13 protein-coding genes and 2 pseudogenes are annotated in these 19446 nt (G+C 64.2%); 12 read left to right on the top strand and 3 right to left on the bottom strand.

The features are described from left to right. Positions 1-65: 65 nt before the first annotated feature. Positions 66-2452 (top strand): annotated as a pseudogene (locus tag ACVMB1_RS05640) (efflux RND transporter permease subunit). 95 nt (positions 2453-2547) lie between these two features. Here the strand turns inward: ACVMB1_RS05640 and ACVMB1_RS05645 are convergent. Continuing rightward, positions 2548-3051: a hypothetical protein gene (locus ACVMB1_RS05645; RefSeq protein WP_028331723.1), complete on the bottom strand. Its 504-nt coding sequence runs from the start codon at positions 3049-3051 to the stop codon at positions 2548-2550. Between the two features lie 406 nt (positions 3052-3457). On the opposite strand from ACVMB1_RS05645, the gene ACVMB1_RS05650 reads away from it, so the two are divergent. The 10 genes and pseudogenes from ACVMB1_RS05650 to ACVMB1_RS05695 form a co-directional block, all read left to right on the top strand. Then, entirely contained in the window at positions 3458-3694 is a 237-nt protein-coding gene (locus ACVMB1_RS05650; RefSeq protein ID WP_057015701.1) for a hypothetical protein, read from the top strand. A 194-nt stretch (positions 3695-3888) separates the two neighbouring features. Next, positions 3889-4767 (top strand): squalene synthase HpnC, encoded by an 879-nt coding sequence (hpnC, locus tag ACVMB1_RS05655; RefSeq protein ID WP_456848324.1) that lies wholly within the window; start codon positions 3889-3891, stop codon positions 4765-4767. Further along, on the top strand, positions 4764-5600 hold the full coding sequence (gene hpnD, locus ACVMB1_RS05660; protein WP_141339499.1) for a presqualene diphosphate synthase HpnD: 837 nt from the start codon (positions 4764-4766) through the stop codon (positions 5598-5600). The genes hpnC and hpnD overlap by 4 nt, the downstream gene beginning before the upstream one ends. Further along, complete coding sequence (gene hpnE, locus ACVMB1_RS05665) at positions 5600-6850, top strand: hydroxysqualene dehydroxylase HpnE (RefSeq protein WP_456848326.1); 1251 nt, start codon at positions 5600-5602, stop codon at positions 6848-6850. The genes hpnD and hpnE overlap by 1 nt, the downstream gene beginning before the upstream one ends. A gap of 164 nt (positions 6851-7014) precedes the next feature. After that, positions 7015-8976 (top strand): squalene--hopene cyclase, encoded by a 1962-nt coding sequence (gene shc / locus ACVMB1_RS05670; protein ID WP_141339503.1) that lies wholly within the window; start codon positions 7015-7017, stop codon positions 8974-8976. Further along, the gene (locus tag ACVMB1_RS05675; protein ID WP_076833044.1) at positions 8973-9731 is read left to right on the top strand and encodes a phosphorylase; all 759 of its coding nucleotides are present in this window, start codon (positions 8973-8975) and stop codon (positions 9729-9731) included. The genes shc and ACVMB1_RS05675 overlap by 4 nt, the downstream gene beginning before the upstream one ends. 346 nt (positions 9732-10077) lie before the next feature. Beyond that, on the top strand, positions 10078-10722 hold the full coding sequence (locus ACVMB1_RS05680; RefSeq protein ID WP_057015695.1) for a TetR/AcrR family transcriptional regulator: 645 nt from the start codon (positions 10078-10080) through the stop codon (positions 10720-10722). After that, positions 10719-12407, top strand: coding sequence for an acyl-CoA dehydrogenase family protein (locus ACVMB1_RS05685; protein WP_141339505.1), 1689 nt, complete (start codon positions 10719-10721; stop codon positions 12405-12407). The genes ACVMB1_RS05680 and ACVMB1_RS05685 overlap by 4 nt, the downstream gene beginning before the upstream one ends. A gap of 11 nt (positions 12408-12418) precedes the next feature. Next, the gene (locus tag ACVMB1_RS05690; RefSeq protein ID WP_141339507.1) at positions 12419-13261 is read left to right on the top strand and encodes a class II aldolase/adducin family protein; all 843 of its coding nucleotides are present in this window, start codon (positions 12419-12421) and stop codon (positions 13259-13261) included. Further along, a pseudogene (locus ACVMB1_RS05695) lies at positions 13258-13980 on the top strand (Rossmann-like and DUF2520 domain-containing protein); the annotation flags it as partial. The gene ACVMB1_RS05690 and the pseudogene ACVMB1_RS05695, both read left to right, overlap by 4 nt. A gap of 249 nt (positions 13981-14229) precedes the next feature. Here ACVMB1_RS05695 and hpnH read toward each other — a convergent pair. Next, entirely contained in the window at positions 14230-15390 is a 1161-nt protein-coding gene (gene hpnH / locus ACVMB1_RS05700) for an adenosyl-hopene transferase HpnH (protein ID WP_028331712.1), read from the bottom strand. A gap of 44 nt (positions 15391-15434) precedes the next feature. Further along, positions 15435-16361 (bottom strand): 4-hydroxy-3-methylbut-2-enyl diphosphate reductase, encoded by a 927-nt coding sequence (gene ispH / locus ACVMB1_RS05705; RefSeq protein ID WP_076833051.1) that lies wholly within the window; start codon positions 16359-16361, stop codon positions 15435-15437. A gap of 449 nt (positions 16362-16810) precedes the next feature. Between ispH and hpnN the strand changes: the two genes are divergently transcribed. Then, complete coding sequence (gene hpnN, locus ACVMB1_RS05710) at positions 16811-19423, top strand: hopanoid transporter HpnN (RefSeq protein WP_057015691.1); 2613 nt, start codon at positions 16811-16813, stop codon at positions 19421-19423. Positions 19424-19446 lie beyond the last annotated feature (23 nt).

The raw sequence follows: 19446 nt of genomic DNA on the forward strand, positions 1-19446 counted from the left end.
CCGCCTCATTCGCGCCCCTAGACCCAAGCTAGACAGATTGAGCCGTTTTCAGAACTGGACAGGGCATGCTCGAAAAGAATTCCGAAAGTCAGGTCCACGTCGAGAAGATCGAAGAGCCGCGGTCGGGCCTCAGCATCGCGTTCGGGATCGAGCGTCTCGGCCTGATCCCGATGCGGGCGCCGATCCTGTCCTGCATCGTCCTCGTTCTGTTGCTGATCGGCGCCGTGTTCGGCGTGCACCGGATCAAGATCGACGACTCGCTGTCGCAGCTGTTCCGTTCCGAATCCAAGGACTACAAGCAGTATGAGGCGGTGACCAAGCGCTTCCCGGCGACCGAGTTCGACGTGCTCGTCGTGGTCGAAGGCAAGACGCTGCTCGAGCGCGACAATCTCGGCAAGCTGCGTGACATGGTCACGGATCTGCAACTCGTCGAGGGCGTGCGCGGCCTGGTGTCGCTGTTCTCCGCGCGCCAGGCGCCGGAGCGAGGCAAGCTGCCGGCGGCGTTGTTCCCGAACGAGCTGCCCGAGGGCGCAGCCTACGACAAATTCGTCGAGACCGTCAAAAGCAACGAGATCATCCGCGGCAAGCTGCTGTCGGAGGACGGAACGCTCGCGCTGATCGTGCTATCGCTCGAGCCCGAGGTGGTCGGCAGCAACAAGCTCAGCAAGGTGGTCGGCGACATCAGGAAGATTATGGCCGACGACCTCGGCGGCAGCGGGCTCAATGCGCAATTGTCCGGCGTGCCGGTCATGCAGCTCGAGATCCGCAACGCGGTCGAGCGCGACGGCCTGACCTACAACATCCTCGGCATCCTCGCCGGCTGCATCATCGCCATCATCTTCTTCCGCAAGATATCCTTCATGGTGGCGGCGGCGTTCCCGCCGATGATCGCGATCCTGCTCGCGCTCGGCGGCCTCGGCTGGGCCAATTTCAACCTCAACATGTTCCTCAACGTGATGACGCCGCTCATCATGGTGATCAGCTTCTCCGACTCGATGCAGCTGACATTCGCGGCGCGCGCGACCGGCTGATCGCGGGGCAGGACAAGTTCACCGCGTTCAAGAATGCGGTGCTGGTGGTCGGACCGGCCTGCGTGCTGACGCACGGCACGGCCGGAATTTCCTTCATCGCGCTGCAGTTCTCGGATTCCGACCTGATCCGCAAGTTCGGCGAGGCCGGGCTGGCGGCGACCATCATCGCGCTGATCGCGGTGCTGTCGCTGGTGCCGGTGTTCGGCGTCCTGTTCGTGCGCAACGAGAAGATCTTTGCGGTCAAGTTCCAGAGCGCGGATGCCGGCGTACAGGCGCTGCGCAATTTCTGCTACTGGATCGCGGTGCGCATGGTCGGCCGTCCCGGGCTGTTCAGCCTGCTTGCGCTGATCGTGGTCGGCGGCCTCGGCATCATCTACGCCAATCTCGAGCCGCGCTACCGGCTCGCCGATCAGGTGCCGGACAAGCGGCAGGCGGTGGCGGCGTCGAGCCGGCTCGACGCCAAGCTGACCGGCGCCAATCCGGTCGATGTGCTGATCGAATTCCCCAAGGGGCAATCGCTGTACTCGCCGGAGACCTTGAAGACGATTGCCGATGTCCATGCACTGGTCGAGGACTCTGCCGGCGTCGGCAACGTCTGGTCGCTGGAGACCTTGCGGCGCTGGCTCGCCGAAAAGGCCGGCAGCAATGATGTCGCGACGCTGAAGGAATATGTCGACCTGATCCCCGAACACCTGGTGCGCCGGTTCATCGACAAGAATCAGGATGCTGTCGTGGTGTCGGGCCGCGTCCCGGATGTGGACTCGAGCCAGTTGCTTCCGGTGGTGAACAAGCTCGATCATTCGCTGGACAAGGTGCGCGCCGAGCATCCCGGCTACGAGATCGCGGTCACGGGTCTGTCGGTGATTGCCGCACGCAACAGCGCCAGCATGATCGAGAAGCTCAACCACGGCCTCACTATCGAATTCCTGCTGGTCGCGATCTTCATCGGGCTCGCATTCCGCTCGATCGTGGTGATGTTCTCCTGCATCCTGCCGGGCATCTTCCCGGTGGTGCTGTCGGGCACGGTGCTGTGGCTGCTCGGGGAGGGGCTGCAATTCGCCAGCGTGGTGGCTTTGACGGTGTCGTTCGGCCTCGGCCTCAGCGCCACCATCCACTTCCTCAATCGCCTGCGGCTCGAGACCAAGCCGGGTGTCACGCCGGAACTTGCGGTGGAGCGCGCCACCGTCCTGGTCGGCCCAGCGTTGATCCTGACCACGGTGGTGCTGGCCTGCGGTCTCGTCGTCACCGTGTTCTCCGACCTGCCGTCGCTGCGCCTGTTCGGCTGGCTCAGCGCCTTCTCGATGGTCGCAGCCCTGGTTGCGGACCTCTTCATCCTGCGGCCGACCTCGATGTTCCTGATCAACCTGTCGCAAAAGCTCCGCGGCAGGGGCGGCCAGCCCGCGCCGATCGAAAAGGCCTGATCGACGAGCGATCAAAAAGCTGCAGCAAAAAGGCCCGGTTCCGAAGCGTTCGGAACCGGGCCTTTGTGTCTTGTGGGCGCAATCGGCCGGGAGCGTCAGCTCTTCGTCATCGTGATCGAGACGCCGCGGATCTCGCCCTTGGAGTCGATCTGCACGACCTGCTTGGAGCCGTTGGTCTGCAGGTTCAGGTTCGCGGCAAAGCCGGACGCCTCGACGAACACGTCGATCCGCCCGCCGCCCGCGGTGCCCTGCAGATTGCCGAAGATGTTGCGGCTCGCCTCGCTCCAGTTGCCGGAGATCCGGTCGCCCTGGCTGGTGACGTCGCTGGAGAGGTCGAACTTGTAGCTGTCGCTGGCGCAATGCAGGGACTGTTTCAGGCTCATGCCCGAGGGTGCGACCTTGTAATCCGCCTTGCAACGAATCCGTTCAGTCGTGCCGTTGGACAGCGCCACCGTGCCCGTTCCGGTCCACGAGCCGGCAAAACCGGCAAACGGCCCGCTGGCCTGGGCGTGGACGGCGGAGGCAGAGAGCATCAGTGCGGCGCCGACGCCCACAGCCCTGAGAGCCTGACCATAAAGGCTGGAACCAAACCGTTTCATTGTGAATTTTCCCATCAAAATCAACGCTTCCTACGCAAGAAAGCGTCTCGCCGCATCGAAGGTTTAGTGTCACCGAAGAATGTTAGGTTCAAACGACAGAAACGGCGCGCGGCGCCCATATTGTCATCGAACAGAATCAGAAACCGTCGGCTTCGTGACGGCATGTAGCTTTGCGCAACTGCTATCCGCAATAGCCGAACGCGATAAAGTGATGGCACGAATCGTCATTGCGAATCAATAACTTATGTAGGGGTTTACAGCGCCGCAAATTTAGCCGCATTTAGCGGTGCTTGTCGTCAATCCGTTGCCGCGTTACGTGGCGTCTGCAAATCCCCAAAATCCGTCCCGGCCATGCCGAAGCGCTTTTCGGGAACAGATTTTCTGCTGTCGGAAATGAAGGAATACGATGCGTAAATTTCTCTTGGCTCTTGCCCTGTTGTCGATCCCGCTCTCCTCCAGCGCCTTCGCCCAGCAGCAGACGCGCGGGACACCCGATGAGCAGAAGGCCTGCACGCGTGACGTGCAGCGTCACTGCCGCGCCGTGATCGATCAGGGCGATTTCACCATTCTCGCCTGCCTGCAGCAGAACCGCAGCAAGATCAGCTCCGCCTGCGACCAGGTGCTGAAGACCCACGGCCAGTAAGGCCGGTTCGGGCCCCATGGATCGCCGCAAAGCCCGTGCTCGGCATGTGTGCCGGCCACGGGCTTGGTATGCTGGCGGTCACGGACAGCATTGGTTTTGGTGGCGTATTCCCCTATATGGGGCTCGCAAATCCCCCGCATGCGCTGACCTTTCGCGCCTGCGTCGTGCCATGACCAGTGTAGCCCAAATTTCCCATGACCACCGCGAACGACCTGCGATCCGGAAAGACCCACCGCGACGAGAATTTCCCGGTCGCGTCGTGGATCATTCATCCGCGGCATCGTGCCCTGATCCTGGCCTTCTATAATTTCGTCCGCACCGCCGACGATATCGCCGATCACGCCACGCTGCCCGCCGAGGAGAAGCTGCGCTACCTCGACCTCATGGAGGCCGAGCTGCTTGGCAACGGCGACACCCAGAAGGAAGCGGTCAATCTGCGCCGCGCCTTCGCCGAGCGCGGCATGCCGCCGCGGCACGCGCTCGACGTGCTGGTGGCGTTCCGCCTCGACGTCACCAAGCTGCGTTACGAGAACTGGGACGACGTGATCGATTATTGCCGGTACTCGGCGATGCCGGTCGGGAGGTTCATGCTCGACGTGCACGGCGAGGATACCTCGACCTGGGCGGCGTCGGACGCGCTCTGCGCCGGGCTGCAGATCAACAATCATCTTCAGGACTGCGGCAAGGACTACCGCAACCTGAACCGTGTCTACTTGCCGCGCGATGCCCTGGCCGCCGCGGGCGCGACCGTCGAGATGCTCGGCGAGGCGAAATCGCAGCCGGCCCTGCTCAAATGCCTGCAGGCGCTCGCCGTGCGCACCGAGGCGCTGCTCGACCAGAGCAAGTCGCTCGCCGCCGAGGTGAAGGATTTCAGGCTGGGGCTCGAGATCTCCGTGATCCAGGCGTTCGCCGACAAGATCGTCAACATGCTGAAGGTGCGCGATCCGCTCAGCGAGCGCGTGCATCTGAGCCCGCTCGAACTGCTGCTGCAGAGCCTTGGCGGCGTGGCCGGCGAGACGACGCGGCGTGCGACCGGACGGCGTGCGGTCTCCAAATCGGCGGCTGGCGCATGAGCGTGGAGGCGGCGGCCAACGCAAGTTACGGAAGCACCGCGTCGGGCAGCTCGTTCTACGCCGCGATGCGCATTCTGCCGCGCGCGCAGCGCGAGGCGATGTTCCAGATCTACAGCTTCTGCCGGCAGGTCGACGACATCGCCGATTCCGACGGCCCGCGGCCGGAGCGGCTGGCCGCGCTGCAGCAGTGGCGCGACGATATCGACGCGCTCTATGCGGGGCATCCGCCGGAGCGGCTGAAGGACTATGTCGCCTCGGTGAAGACCTTCGGCCTGAAGCGCGAGGATTTTGTCGCGATCGTCGACGGCATGGAGATGGACGTGCCGCAGGACATCCGCGCGCCGGATCTCGCGACGCTCGATTTGTATTGCGATCGCGTCGCGAGCGCGGTCGGCCGACTGTCGGTGCGCGTGTTCGGCCTGCCCGAGGACGATGGCATCCAGCTCGCGTACCACCTCGGCCGCGCGCTGCAGCTCACCAATATCCTGCGTGACATCGACGAGGATGCCGGCCTCGGCCGGCTCTATCTGCCGCGCGAATGGCTCTGGCACGCCGGCATCACCAATAACGATCCGGCCCGCGTCACCGCCGACCGCGCGCTGCCGAAGGTGTGCGCGCCGCTGGCCGAGCGGGCCAAGATGCATTTCCAGAAATCCGACGAGATCATGAAGCGCAATTCGCGCCGCGCCGTGCGCGCGCCGCGGATCATGTCGAAATACTACCGCGCGATTCTCGATCTTCTGATCGCGCGCGGCTTCACCGCGCCGCGCGCGCCGGTACGTGTGTCCAAGGCCGCCAAGATCGGCATCCTTCTTCGTTACGCGATCATCTGATGCAAAAGACCGTTCATATCATCGGTGCCGGCATTTCCGGCCTCTCCGCGGCGGTGCGCCTCGCCAATGGCGGCTACAAGGTGTTCGTCCATGAGGCAACGCAGCAGGCCGGCGGCCGCTGCCGCTCCTATTTCGACGCGGCCACCAATCTCACCATCGACAATGGCAACCATCTGTTGCTGTCGGGGAATCGCCATGCGCTGAGCTACGCGCGCGCGATCGGCACCGAGGCCGGCCTCGTCGGGCCTGCGCGCGCGCAGTTTCCGTTCGTCAATCTTGCCAGCGGCCGGCGCTGGCAGCTCGACCTCGGCGATTCCCGCCTGCCGCTGTGGGTGTTCGACGAGGCGCGCCGCGTCCCGGACACTAGCCTGCGCGACTATCTCGCCTTGGCGCCGTTGGCTTGGGCCGGCACCGGTGCGCTGGTCGGCAACACTATTCCCTGCAAGGGCACGCTGTATGACCGCCTGGTGCAGCCGCTGCTGCTCGCCGCATTGAACGTCGATCCGCCGGAGGGCTCGGCCGGGCTCGCGGGCGCCATCGTGCGCGAGACGCTGCTCGCGGGCGGGCAGGCCTGCCGTCCGTTGATCGCGCGCGACGGCCTGAGCTCGGTCCTGATCGAGCCGGCCGTGAAGCTGCTGCAGGAGAGGGGCCACAGCGTTCAGTTCAGTCACGAATTGCGTGCGCTCGGCATGTCGGGTGATCGCATCAGTGAGCTCGATTTTGGCAATGGCGACAAGGTCGCGCTGGGAGCCGACGACGCCGTCGTGCTTGCGGTGCCGCCGCGGGCCGCGGCCGCACTGCTGCCCGGCCTGAAAACCCCGACCAAATTCCGCGCCATCGTGAACGCGCATTTCCGCGTCGATCCGCCGCGCGACGCTGCGCCCATTCTCGGCGTGGTCGGCGGCCTCGTGGAGTGGCTGTTCGCGTTCCCGCAACGGCTGTCGGTGACGATCAGCAACGGCGACCGCCTGGTCGACATGCCGCGCGAGGAGCTCGCGCTGGCGATCTGGCAGGACATCTGCGAGGCCTCGGGGGTTTCCGGCGACCTGCCGCCCTGGCAGATCGTGCGTGAGCGCCGTGCCACATTTGAGGCGACGCCGGAACAGAATGCCCTGCGTCCGGGGCCCGCGACGGCGCAAAAAAACCTGTTCCTTGCCGGCGACTGGACTGCTACCGGGTTGCCGGCAACCATCGAGGGATCGGTGCGATCGGGGGATCGCGCCGCCGATCTGGTTCTGGCCAGACGTTAGATTCGACCTGTTGGCGCGTTTTCGAGCGAAGTGGCTACCGGTTCGCGTGAAGAAAACGCGACCAAACAGAAGGACAAGAACGTGATCCGAAGCAATCGGATCATGCTCTGGAGCGGCCGCGGCTTTCGATCAGCCGGCCCGCGATGAAGAGGATATCGAGCGAAATGCTTGCGAGAGATCACAGCGTTGCAGTCGACCCGGTCGCGCTGGAGAAGAGCATCTCCAAGGCAACCGAAGCGCTGCTCGGCTACCGTCAATCCGACGGGCACTGGGTGTTCGAGCTCGAGGCCGACAGCACCATTCCGGCCGAGTACATCCTGCTGCGTCACTACCTGGCCGAGCCGATCGATGCCGGGCTCGAGGCCAAGATCGGCAACTATCTGCGCCGCGTCCAGGGCGCCCATGGCGGCTGGCCGCTGGTGCATGACGGCCCGTTCGACATGAGCGCCAGCGTGAAGTCGTACTTCGCGCTGAAGATGATCGGCGATTCCGTCGACGCGCCGCACATGGCGCGGGCGCGCGAGGCGATCCGTTCGCGCGGCGGCGCTTCGGGCAGCAACGTGTTCACGCGATTCCTGCTCGCGCTCTATGGCGTCGTGACCTGGCGCGCGACGCCGGTGCTGCCGATCGAGATCATGCTGCTGCCGATGTGGTCGCCGTTCCACATCAACAAGATCTCCTACTGGGCGCGCACCACCATGGTGCCGCTGATGGTGCTTGCCGCGCTGAAGCCGCGTGCGAAGAATCCGAAGGGCGTCGGCATCGACGAACTGTTCCTGGAGGATCCGAAATCGGTCCGCATGGCGCCGAAGGCGCCGCATCAGAGCGCGAGCTGGTTCTATCTGTTCCGCTCGCTCGACGCCGTGCTGCGGGTAATCGAGCCGTTGTTTCCGAAGAGCCTGCGCCAGCGCGCGATCGATGCCGCGCTCGCCTTCACCGAAGAGCGGCTGAACGGCGAAGACGGCATGGGCGCGATTTATCCGCCGATGGCCAACATCGTCATGATGTACGAGGCGCTCGGCAAGGACGAGAATTTCCCGCCGCGCGCCACCACCCGCCGCGGCATCGACAAGCTGCTCGTGATTAGCGAACACGAGGCCTATTGCCAGCCCTGCGTTTCGCCGGTGTGGGACACCGCGCTGGCCTGTCATGCGCTGCAGGAAGCGGGCGGCGACGACACCCTGGCCAAGGCCAGGCAGGGCCTCGACTGGCTGAAGCCGCGCCAGGTGCTGGACCTGAAGGGCGATTGGGCGGTCAAGGCGCCGGACGTCCGCCCGGGCGGCTGGGCGTTCCAGTACAACAACGACCATTATCCCGATCTCGATGACACCGCGGTGGTCGTGATGGCGATGGATCGCGTGCGGCGTCATACCGGAACCAGGGAATATGATGAGTCCATCGCGCGCGGCCGCGAGTGGATCGAGGGGCTGCAGAGCCGCGATGGCGGCTGGGCCGCATTCGACGTCAACAACCTCGAATATTACCTCAACAACATCCCGTTCTCCGATCATGGCGCATTGTTGGATCCGCCGACCGAGGATGTCACCGCGCGCTGCATCTCGATGCTGGGCCAGCTCGGCGAGACCGCCGAGAGCAACAAGGCGATGGCTGACGGCGTCGCTTATTTGCGCCGCACCCAGCTTGCCGAGGGCTCCTGGTACGGCCGCTGGGGCCTGAACTACATCTACGGCACCTGGTCGGTGCTCTCGGCGCTAAATGTCGCAGGGGTCGATCGCAACGACCCGATGATTCGGAAGGCGGTCGACTGGCTGGCGTCAGTCCAGAATCAGGACGGCGGCTGGGGCGAGGACGCCGTCAGTTACCGGCTGGATTACAAGGGTTATGAAGTTGCGCCTTCGACCTCCTCGCAAACGGCATGGGCTTTGCTTGGATTGATGGCGGCCGGAGAGGTCGAAAATCCCGCTGTTACGCGCGGGGTGGAGTACCTAAAGGCAACACAGACGGAAAAAGGGCTGTGGGACGAGCAGCGATACACAGCTACGGGGTTTCCGCGGGTATTTTACTTGCGATATCATGGCTACTCGAAGTTCTTTCCGCTCTGGGCGCTGGCGCGGTATCGAAATTTGAGAAGCACCAATAGCAGGGTGGTAGGGGTCGGGATGTGATTGTTGAGGCGGGGGCCGCCGAGACCGTGGGCAGTAGAATTGATCCTCGGCCGGTATTGATTGTGACTGGATTGGTGCAGGAGGCTCGCATCGCGGCAGGCCCCGGCATGATCGTAATCTGCAGTTCGAGCGATCCGCAGCAGCTGCGTGAGTTGCTGGCGACGCTGGATCCGAGCACCTTCCGTGGCGTGATTTCGTTCGGCGTGGCCGGCGGGCTCGATCCGTCGCTCAAGTCAGGCGACGTCGTGGTTGCGACCGAGGTGATGTCGGGCGATACCCGTTTCCTGGCCGCATCCGCGCTGAACGAAGAGATGATCGCCAGCGCCGCGCTGAAGCGCCGCAGGATCGTCCGCGGCAGTCTCGCCGGCGTGGAAGAGGTGATCGCGGCAAAGGCCTGCAAGGCCGCTCTGCGCTCGATGACGGGCGCAGCCGCGGTCGATATGGAGAGCCATATCGCGGCGGCCTATGCCGCCAAGGCCCGCATTCCGTTTGCCGCATTGCGCGTAATCAGCGATCCCGCGCACCGGGCGCTACCGGAACTTGCGAAATCCGCAGTGAAGCCGAACGGCGACATCGACCTGCGCAAGGTGCTGCGCGGCATCGCCCGCAATCCACGGACGCTGCGCGCGCTGGTGTCGACCGGAATTGACTTCAACCGCGCGCTGCGCTCGCTGCGCAGCTGCCGCGGCTTCCTGCTCGGCAACGAGGTGTTGATGCCGGTAGAAGACGTTCTGATCACAGCGAAGGCGGCCTGATCCGCTGCGCCGGGCAGGGACCGGGTTTCTCACCGCATCAAGCTCAACTCACAGGCCCGGTCGCATCGCGATCGGGCCTTTTGCTTTGATGCCCAAAGGTTTCGCTCGATGCCACGCTGTTCCGGTTCCACGCGATCAGCGGACTTGCGCGCTGTGCGGTGAGAGACCCCGCATATCCGTGTCCCTCGGGCCGGTGGGGTCGCGCGGCCAGCCTCTGACGACTTGCCAGCAGCGCGCCGGCGCCCCGGGAAGGCCCTACGCGGACCGCGCTGGGTCGACGCTTGACAGCTACGGCTATTCATCCGAGAATGAACTATGATCCTTTATTCATGAATTAAGGTTCACTATGGCAATCGCTGCCGTTCGCCTCAACCAGCTGGTCGAAACCAAAGCGCGTATTCTCGATGCCGCCAGGGAGGCCGTGGCGCTGAGTGGCTGGAAGGACGCCCAGATCGCCCTGATCGCCTCACGGGCCGGCGTGGCCACAGGCAGCGTGTATCGCTACTTCGACTCCAAGGCGGACCTGTACGCGCAGGTGCTCGCCCTGGTGTCCGAGCGCGAGGTGGCTGTCGTCGCCGCGATCGTCGAGGCGGAAGGCTCGGCGTCCCAGTGCCTGGTCGACGCGATCTACACTTTCGCGGTCCGGGCGATGCGCGGCCGCCGCCTGGCGTACGCGTTGATCGCCGAACCCTGTGAACCCGAGATCGACGCGGCGCGCCTGAAATACCGGGCGGCCCTGGCCGATCAGATCGCAAGGCTGGTTCGGCGCGGTATCGCCGGCGGTGAGTTCGTCGAGATCGACGCGAACGTCGCGGCATCCTGCGTGACCGGCGCCTTCATGGAGGCGCTGGTCGGTCCCCTTGCGCCCGAAGCGGCCCCCGATTCCGACGCGGCGAAGGCGATCGCACAGTCGATCGCAGGGCTTTCCGCGCGCATGCTGTTTCGCCACGCCACGCCTGAACTCATCCCTGTATCGCGAGTCTCCGCATGAACGCGCGCGTCCAGCCGGTTGCCGTCGCTGAAGCGAAAGCCGCTCCGTTTGCGACCCATGAAGTACGCAATCAGGCGCGGCCGGCGCTCGGCTTCAATGCGTTCGATGACGACCGCGCGCTGAGTGGCCTGATCGCGACGATCGCGCCGTGGGCGAAAGACAAGCTTTCCGCGCTCGGAGCTCATGCCGGCAGCGAATCCGTGCAGGAGGCGGCACGGCTGGCCAACGAGCACGAACCGAAGCTCCTGACCCATGACCGGTATGGCAACCGCAATGATTGGGTCGAATTTCATCCGGCCTGGCATCAATTGATGGCGCTGGCGTTCCGGAGCGAGGTGCATAGCCTCGCCTGGTCGACGCGCGAACCACACGGCCATCTGGCGCGTGCGGCGCTGAGCTATCTCTGGAACCAGATCGAGAACGGCGTCGGTTGCCCCACCGGGATGGCGTACGCCGCGATCGCCGGGTTCTCCGGCAAGCCGCAATTCAATTTGTGGCGGGAGCGAACGCTGGCGGCGGACTACGATCCGCGGCGGCTTCCGATCGAGGCCAAGCGCTCCGCGGTCATCGGTTACGCCATGACCGAAAAGCAGGGCGGCTCCGATCTGCGTGAGACCCAGACCACCGCGCGCTTTGTCGAGCGCGGCGCGCATGGCGAGATCTATGCGCTCACCGGCCACAAATGGTTCTTCTCGGTGCCGGTGGCCGACGGATTCTACACGCTGGCGCGCACCCAGTCCGGCGTCAGCTGCCTGTTCGTGCCGCGCCTGCTGCCCGATGGCAGTGCCAACCGCATCCACATTCAGCGTCTGAAGGACAAGTGCGGTAACCGGTCGAACGCGTCGAGCGAGATCGAGTACCACGATACGTGGTCGATCCTGGTTGGCGAAGAGGGCCGCGGCATCGCGGAAATCCTTTCGCATGCCCATCTGACGCGGCTGGATTTCGCGGTCGGCTCCGCCGGGCTGATGCGCCAGGCGCTGAGCCTCGCCCTCAACCACGCGCAAACGCGAACGGCGTTCGGCAAGCCGATGTCCGAGCTTCCGATGCAGCGCAACGTGCTCGCCGACCTCGCGCTCGAGAGCGAGGCGGCGATGCTCGGCGCGTTTCGCATCGCGCGCGCGACCGACGGTCTGCAGACAAGCGAACACGAGCGATTGCTGGCGCGGGTCGCGACACCCGTGATGAAGTTCTGGAACTGCCAGCGCGCGCCGGCCTTCACCTATGAATGCCTGCAGGTGCATGGCGGCAACGGCTTCATCATGGAGAATCCGATGGCCCGGCTCTATCGCGAGGCGCCGTTGAATTCGATCTGGGAAGGCACCTCGAACATGATGTGCATGGACGTTTTGCGCGCCATGCAACGCGATGCGAATTGCCGGGACGCATTCGTCGACGAGTTGCGTGCGAGCAGGGGCCTCAATCCGGTCTATGACCGAAGCACGGACGATCTCGCCGATCGCTTGCGTGCTCGATACCCGGACGACGGGCATGCGAGAGCACTCGTCACCCGCATGGCGCATGCGCTGCAGGCCGCCGAGATGCTGAAGCATGGCGACGCCGCTACCGCCGAACTGTTCGTGAAATCCAGGCTTGGCGCGGACGGGATGCAGGTATTGGGCGGGCTTCCATCGACGGAAGGTCTTGGCGCCATCGTCGAACGTGCCTCCGTCATCCATCACTGAGGGTCCAAGTCATGCGTCAGACCGAAGTTTGTGCCGTCAGCGATGTCAGGGCCGTCGTCGGAGACGAGGAGTGGGCAACCCGCGTCGACCTTGCGGCGTGCTACCGCCTGGTCGCGCTCTACGGAATGACCGACCTGATCTACAATCACATCAGTGCACAGGTCCCGGGGCATCACGATCAGTATCTGATCAATCCCTATGGCATGCTGTACAAGGAAATCACCGCCTCGAGCCTCGTCAAGATCGACATCGAGGGCCGGACCCTGCTGCAGCCCGACCACGGCTACAACGTCAACGTGGCCGGCTTCTATCTGCACGCCCCGATCCATCGCGCGCGGCCCGACGTGAACTGCGTTCTCCATACCCACACCAGGGCTGGCACCGCGGTCAGCGCGCTTGCCGAAGGGCTGCTTCCGCTGTCGCAGACGGCGATGCGGTTTCACGGTCGGATCGGTTATCACGATTTCGAGGGGCCGGCGATCGATCGGGAGGAATGCGACCGGGTCGTCGCTGATCTCGGTCGCAACAATGTGCTGGTGTTGCGCAATCATGGCCTCCTGGTGTGCGGCAACACGATTCCGCAGGCGTTCAACGCGATCTACTGGCTGGAGCAGGCCTGCCGGATCCAGGTCGACGCGCTCGGCTGTGGCCGGCCGCTGCATGCGCCGACCGAGATGGCGATCGGCAACACGGTGACCTGTTTTGCCGGCACCGAGATCACGCTGGACAATGAGCGCGACACCAATCCGGTGCTGAATGAAGCGGCGCAAAATCTGCAAGCCGGGTACGGCCTGCTGGAATGGCCGGCGCTACGGCGCAGGCTCGACCGCATCGACGGGAGCTATGCGCAATGAGCACGGCGCTGGCGGCGTTGCGGATCGGCTTCATCGGCGCCGGCCGCGTGGCGCAGACGCTCGCGCCGGCCTTCGCCTGCGCGGGGCTGAACGTCGCGGCGTTCTACAACCGCGGTGCCGATGCCGCGCAGCGGCTCGGATCCCGCATCCCGTCGGCGCGGCCGATGACGGATGCGCAGCAGGTCGTCGACCGCTGCGACATGGTTTTCCTGACCGTGAGCGACGACGCGATCCTGCCGGTCTGCCGCGACTTGCGCTGGGAGCCGCGTCACCGCGTGGTTCATTGCAGCGGCGCGACCGAACTGGCCGCGCTCGATCATGCGAAATCCGCAGGCGCCGCGACCGGCGGATTTCATCCGATGCAGATGTTTGCCAATCCCGACGTCGCGCTCGAGGGGTTGCGCGGATGCACCGTCGGCATCGAGGCAGAGGGCGACTTCAGGCGTGACCTGGAATTGCTTGCGACCCGCATCGGGTGTGAACCGCTCGCGCTGCCGGCCGGTGCGCGGGCGCTCTATCATGCGTCGGCCTATTACGTCGGTCCGTTCCTGATCGCGCTGCTCAAGGAGGGCGTCGAGCTCTGGAAGAGCTTTGGCGCCAGCGAGGCCGACGCGTTGCGCGCGATGATGCCGCTGCTGCGGGGGACGGTCGCGGCTGTTCTCGACGGTGGCCTCGCCAACGGCATGGGCGGCTGCGTGGCGCGCGGCGACGTCGGAACGATCCTCAAGCATCTCCGGGCGCTGGATGAGCGCTTTCCCTCCCTCCGGCGCGCTGTATCGCGAGCTCGCCCTGCGCAACGTCCCGCTCGGGATCGAGCGCGGCACACTCAGTGCACCGCGCGCGGCAGAGATCGAGAGATTGCTTCTGCGCACGAGATCGGAAGAGCATGCGGCATCCTGATCCAAAGAAAAAAGCCCCGGTTCGCTGAACCGGGGCTTTCATGTTTCTGCTTTCGCTCACATCGCGCGTCAGGCGGCGGTCGAGGCCTTCGCTTGCTGCTTGGCGGCGGCGGCCGCAGCCTCGTCGCGGCGGATCTCCGAGAGCTTCTTCTGCACCTGCTCGGCGAAGATGTACTGCGCCGGACGCTGCTTCGACATGTCGATCTCGGGCGCCATCGGGCCCGATGTCCTGATGCCGCGCAGCGCAACCCACATCGCCTTCAGCGGATTGTTGATCGCGGCGGTCGCCGCGGTCGGCTCATAGCCGCAATGGGCCATACAGTCGGCGCACTTCTCGTACTTGCCGGTGCCGTAGGTGTCCCAGTCGGTGGTGTCCATCAGCTCCTTGAAGGTCTTGGCGTAGCCTTCACCGAGCAGATAGCAGGGCTTCTGCCAGCCGAAGATGTTGCGCGCCGGCATGCCCCAGGGCGTGCACTCGTATTCCTGGTTGCCGGCGAGGAAGTCGAGGAACAGGCCGGAATGCATGAAATTCCACTTCTTGCCCTTGCCGAGCGCAAAGACGTCGCGGAACAGCTTCTTGGTCTTGGTGCGGTTGAGGAAGTGCTCCTGGTCGGGCGCACGCTCATAGGCGTAACCCGGCGACATCGAGACGCCGACGCCGAGCTCGGTGGTGAAATCGAGGAACTTGGCGATCTCCTCGGCCGGATGACCATCAAAGATTGTGGCATTGACGTTGACCGTGAAGCCGCGCGCCTTCGCCGCCTTGATCGCCGAGACGGCGCGATCGAACACGCCCTTCTGCGACACCGCCTTGTCGTGATGATCCTTCAGGCCGTCGAGATGCACCGAGAAGAACAAATAGGGCGACGGCTCGAACAGATCGAGCTTCTTCTCGAGCAGCAGCGCATTGGTGCACAGCGAGACGAACTTCTTGCGGGCCACGAGGCCGCGCACGATCTCGCCGATTTCCTTGTGGATCAGCGGCTCGCCGCCGGGGATCGCCACCATCGGCGCGCCGCACTCATCGGCCGCATCCCAGCATTCCTGCGCCGTCATGCGGCGATTGAGGATCGCATCGGGATAGTCGATCTTGCCGCAGCCGACGCAGGCGAGGTTGCAACGGAACAAAGGTTCCAGCATCAGCACGAGCGGATAGCGTTTGCGGCCAAGCAGCTTCTGCTTGATCAGATAACCGCCGATACGCATTTCCTTGAAGAACGGTATAGCCATTAGACGATTTCTTTCTGCACTTATCAAAGGGATGTGGGTTCAGATCAGCCCGCAGTCAGTTCGGCTGGCAGCCGGAATTCGATATTCTCTTCTCGGCCCGGAACGACCGAGACCGACACCGGTCCGATCCGCCGCAGAGCCTCGATCACATCGTCGACCAAAACTTCGGGCGCAGAAGCGCCCGCGGTAATGCCGACGGCCTTCGCATCCTTGAGCCAATCCGGATTGAGTTCGCTCCCATCGGCAATGAGATAACTCGCGACGCCGACCTCGGTGCCGATTTCACGAAGCCTGTTCGAGTTGGAACTGTTGGCGGCCCCCACCACCAAAATGACGTCAACCAGTTTGCTGAGGTCCCTTACCGCAGATTGGCGGTTCTGTGTCGCATAGCAGATATCCCTGATATCCGGGCCTTGAATATCTGTAAATTTTGCTTGAAGGGCCGCGATGATGTCCCTGGTGTCGTCCACGGACAGGGTGGTCTGGGTGATGTAGGCGACCGGCGTATCGCTCGGCAGCCTCAGTTCCGCCACGTCCTGGACACTCTGGACTAGGAGGACCGGCCCCGGAACCTGGCCCATGGTTCCCTCGACCTCGGGATGGCCGGCGTGCCCGATCAGGATCAGGGCGCGGCCCTTCGAGATATAGCGCTTGCCCTGGTTGTGGACCTTGGTGACGAGCGGGCAGGTGGCATTGAGCACCGGCAGATCGCGGGCTTCCGCCTCCTCCTCGACGCTCCTAGCAACGCCATGGGCACTGAAGACGGTCACCGCCTTGGCCGGCACTTCCGAGAGGTCCTCGACGAAGATCGCGCCCTTCTTCTTCAGGCTCTCGACGACGTGTTTGTTATGCACGATCTCGTGGCGGACATAGACCGGCGGCCCATACTTCTCGAGCGCGCGTTCGACGATCTCGATCGCGCGCACAACGCCCGCGCAAAAGCCGCGCGGCTGAGCAAGAAACACTTCCATCTGACGTCCGTTACGCAAATTGCACCAATCTCGTTCAATGCCCTGCGGCCTTTTCGGCAACGCACTCCACAGGTCGGACGTCGCAACGTCAGTTGCAATGTCTGAGCCATCACAGTTCCTGGACGGGATCTGCGCCCCAAGCGCATGGAAATACAGCGATTTGTGGCAAAAAGGTAGCGGTTCGATGGGGGCGTGGTCACGGACTAGGGGCGTTAGAGGTAATATGGTGTGGATTTCGACCCCTGCGACCGTCCGTCTCCCTCACTTGTTCGTCACTTTATCGCCCACTGATGCGGTTTATACCGGCCATTCGTGGCCGTTCCTGTGATTTGGAACCTCCTCGCCGTCCCGTCGAGGAAGATAACCAAAACAACATTAGATCGGTCCCGGGAACTCCGCTACAGAGCGGGCGTTTTCGGCCATGCTTCCCCGAGATAGAAAGAAACGAAGTGCTGACAAATATTGTCGTCTCCGTTGTTAGAACCTGTACGCGTTTTGCCCTTCCGGTTGTGATTATCTCTGTCCTGTTGTCGATCGGCGCCGGCTTCTACACGGCCCGCAACTTCTCGATCAACACCGACATCAACAAGCTGATCTCGCCGGATCTCGATTGGCGCAAGCGCGACAACCAGTTCGAGGAAGCGTTTGATCGCGAGCGGCTGATCCTGGCGGTGGTCGAGGCAGCGACGCCGGAGCTGACCAGCTCGGCCGCGAAGGCGCTCACCGCGAAGCTGCAGGCCGACAAGAAGAACTTCGAAGCGATCACCGCGCTCGGCTCCGGCGAATTCTTCGAGAAGAATGGCCTCTTGTTCCTGCCGACCGAAGAGGTCGGCAAGGTCGCGGGCCAGCTCGAATCGGCTGCACCGTTGATCGAGATCATGGCCGGCGATCCCTCGATACGCGGCCTGACCGGCGCGCTCGAGACCGGCCTTGCCGGCGTCAAGCGCGGGCAGGTCAAGCTCGACAATGCCGCGCCGCCCTTCAACCTGATCTCCGAGACGGTCGAGACCGTCCTCGCCAAGGGCAACGCGACCTTCTCGTGGCGCGAGCTCACCAGCGACAAGCCGCTGACCGATTCGGACAAGCGCGCCTTCATCGAGATCAAGCCGATCATCGACTATTCGGCGCTGGAGCCGGGCAAGGCCGCGACCGATGCGATCCGCCAGGCGGCGGCCGATCTGAAATTCCCGACTGAATATCACGCGCGCGTTCGCCTGACCGGACCGGTGCCGATCGCCAACGAGGAATACGCCACCGTGCAGGACGGCGCGATCACCAACGGCATCGGCACCGTGGTGATCGTGCTGGTCATCCTCTGGATGGCGCTGCATTCCGGCAAGATCATCTTCGCCGTGTTCGTGAACCTGTTCATCGGGCTTGCCATCACCACGGCGGTCGGCCTGATGATGGTCGGCTCGCTGAACCTGCTCTCGATTGCCTTCGCCGTGCTGTTCATCGGCCTCGGGGTCGACTTCGGCATCCAGTTCAGCGTCCGCTACCGCTCCGAGCGCTTCAAGAACGACAATCTGACGCTGGCGCTGGAAAACGCGGCGCGCCGCTCGGCGGTGCCGTTGTCGCTCGCCGCGATGGCGACCGCTGCTGGTTTCCTCTGCTTCCTGCCGACCGACTACAAGGGCATCTCGGAGCTCGGCAAGATCGCCGGCGCCGGCATGCTGGTGGCGTTCGTCACCAGCATCACGGTGCTGCCGGCGCTGCTCGATCTGCTCAATCCGCCCGGCGAGAAGGAGCCGGTCGGCTACGCCTTCCTGGCGCCGCTCGATAACTTCCTGGAGAAGCATCGCGTTCCGATCATCGTCGGCACGCTGCTGGTCACGGTCGCGGGCTTGCCGCTGCTCCATTACATGAAGTTCGACTTCAACCCGATCAATCTGCGCAATTCCAAGGTGGAATCGATCGCGACCTTCCTCGACCTGAGGAAGGATCCGAACACCGGCGCCAATGCCATCAATGTGATGACGCGCTCGGAAGCCGACGCCAAGAAGATCGAGGCCAAGCTCGAGAAGCTGCCGGAAGTGTCGCGCGTGATGTCGCTCGACAGCTTCGTGCCCGACGACCAGCCGGCCAAGCTGAAGCTGATCGCGCAGGCGGCCAAGACGCTCGGCCCCGCGCTCAACCCGGATTCGGTCGATCCGGCGCCGTCGGATCAGGAGAATGTCGAGTCGCTGAAGAGCTCGGTCGACGGCCTGCGCAAGACCGCGGGCGACGGCAAGGGGCCGGGTGCGCTGGCCGCGCGCCGGCTCGCCGACGCGCTGCAGAAGCTCGCCGATGCGAATGAGGCGACCCGCGACAAGGCGCAGGACGTATTCGTCGCGCCGATGAAGATCGTGTTCGATCAGCTCCGCAATACGCTGCAGGCCCAGACCGTCACGCTGCAGAACCTGCCGCCGGAACTCGTCGCCAGCTGGAAGACCAAGGACGGCCTGATGCGTGTCGAGGTGGAGCCGAAGGGCGATCCGAACGACAACGACAATCTGCGCCGCTTTGCCGACGCCGTGCTCGCCGCCGAGCCGACCGCGATCGGCGGACCGGTCTCGATCCTGAAGTCGGGCGACGTCATCGTGAAGGCGTTCATCCACGCCGGCATTCTGGCGCTGGTCACGATCAGCCTGCTGCTGTGGCTCACGCTGCGCCGCGTCGTCGACGTGCTGATGACGCTGGTGCCGCTCCTCGTCGCCGGCATCGTCACGCTGGAGATTTGCGTCTTGATCGGGCTGCCGCTCAACTTCGCCAACATCGTCGCGCTGCCGCTGCTGCTCGGCGTCGGCGTGGCGTTCAAGATCTACTATGTCACGGCGTGGCGCCAGGGCAGGACGAATCTGCTGCAGTCGAGCCTGACACGCGCGATCTTCTTCAGCGCGCTGACCACGGCGACCGCGTTCGGCAGCCTGTGGCTGTCGAGCCATCCCGGCACCGCCAGCATGGGCAAGCTGCTGGCGCTCTCGCTGGTCACCACGCTCGCGGCGGTGTTGCTGTTCCAGCCGGCGCTGATGGGCAAGCCGCGCGAGGTCAAGGAGGAGGACATCGCCAACGACGTCACCTGACGCGTTGGCGATTCGCTGTCGAA

The organism is Bradyrhizobium sp. USDA 4504 (assembly GCF_054063995.1).